General features: G+C 26.2%; 1 protein-coding gene. It reads left to right on the top strand.

Annotated elements, in window-relative coordinates; genetic code table 11:
- Positions 1–319: 319 nt before the first annotated feature.
- The gene (locus tag QZU75_RS12700) at positions 320–1,813 is read left to right on the top strand and encodes a transposase (protein ID WP_296884198.1); all 1,494 of its coding nucleotides are present in this window, start codon (positions 320–322) and stop codon (positions 1,811–1,813) included.
- Positions 1,814–2,074 lie beyond the last annotated feature (261 nt).

Below are 2,074 nucleotides of genomic sequence, written 5' to 3' on the forward strand. Positions count from 1 at the left end.
TTTCTAATTTTACTTAATTTTAATCCACTATCCAACCAACCAACAATTTTTTCGCATAATGAGTAATACTAATTTATAATTTTATAATACTCACATAATTTAATAAGCAATTTCATCTCCAATTCAATTAAAAATAATGAATAATTATTAATATATAAAACAACATATTATTAATTATCCATATTTAATTTAAATAGTTTATATTTAGGTATTCCTAAATATAATTATTTTTAACTTAATATACTAAAATTCAGTTAGAAATATTATATTTTAGATTAAATTAGATGATTTTAATAAGAATAAATGAGATGATTTAGGTATGTCTAAATTTGATGAATATCGTGGAAATTTCATTAAACGAAAAACCATAGAAGACATTTCTGAAGATCACATTGTGTTTTTTGTATTGTTTTTCGTTGAAACATACTGTATGGACTTTTGTAAACGAAAAGTCATACATAAAGTTAGTAGACCACCATTGCCTTTGAAAAATATGCTGGGACTGATATTGCTGTCCGAAGTATTAAAAGAATCTTCTGCTAGAAAAATTGCAGATTTTACAAAAACAGATTCAGTTTATAAACTAGTAATGGAAGGCATTCCTGTTTCCAAGGAATCAGTAACTCGTTATAAGAATTATTTCATACCCTATTTTGAAGGAATTTTAGGTAAAACCGTGCAAATGGCAAAAGATTTTGAATTGACGAAATTTCTTGATGTTAGTGTTGATGGTACTAAATTAAAGGCATATAATTCGCCTTTTAAAGTTATACGCAAACATGACTTAAAAATTCTAATCAGGATTTTAAAAGGAGAATTAGCCAAAGATGAAATTAAAAAGCTTAAATTAAATGCGCAAAAGTTTTATTATGACGGACGTAAAACACACACTGAGAAATTAGAGTTATTGGAAAGAATGTATAATGAATTGAAAATTAGCGGACAAAAATCTGTTCCAATAAATGATATTGACGCTCGTTGGATGTATAACAAAAAAAATAAAGCAGAACTTTCATATAATCTTCAAACATGTGTTGATTGCGCAACACACTTAATACTTGCAACTTATATCTCACAAAATCCAACAGATGATTATGATTTACCTATTGTTACAAATCTGGCAATGAAAAATGTTGGATTTAAATTTGAGAACTTATTGGCTGATGCGGGATATAGTAATGAACTGGTGATTGATTATTTGCAAAAAAGCCAAATAGAAGGATTCATTCCTAATGCAACTCAATCACGAGAATATAAAGATGCACTAAAAATAAATCCTGTCAGTAAAGATAATGTATATATTGATTACCTTAATAAATTTATCGTTTGCTTTGCAGGATATTCGCATCCATTAAAGTATCAGTATGAAGAGGAACATATTAAAAAAACAAGTATTGGTGTAATACGATACCCTAATAAAATTAAAAATATGTATTCAAATAGTGAAGCATGTAAAAATTGTTTTTATAAAGACCAATGCTTAACAGAGAAGATGACTAATCGGTCATATACTGTTTATGGATCTGAAGCCATGATTGACATGCTACTTAAAATGGAAACTCCAGAAGCAAAAGAAAAATACAAATTAAGGCCGGTTGTTGAATCTCCATATGGTACGATGAAACAATTTTATGAACTGAATCAATTACCTTATAGGGGGAAATATAAGATTCAAGGCATTGTTAACTTGAAATCAATAGCCTATAACATTAATAGAATAGTAAATTTAGTTTTATGTGATTTGTTATTTGAAAATGAAACATATCAAAATTTTGTTCATAAAATAATAGACAAATACATTGTAAAAATTTAAATAACAATCTAAATAAACCACAATTGGATTAACTCATCACCACTGGAGGATTTTAACACATCATAATATAACAATTGTTATTTATTGTTGAAATTTGTTTTAATTTCAATTGGTTCAATCACTGTTCTTTTATAATTTCTAAAAAACTAGTCAAAATTCATTAAATCTAAAAAATAATTTATAGAATGTTAAATTATAAACTAATGGATTATATTCAATAAAATGCAGTAACAAGAAATTAAATATTTTTGCCACTCACTC

The sequence above is a fragment of the uncultured Methanobrevibacter sp. genome (genome assembly GCF_902764455.1).
Taxonomy (GTDB): Archaea; Methanobacteriota; Methanobacteria; order Methanobacteriales; family Methanobacteriaceae; genus Methanocatella.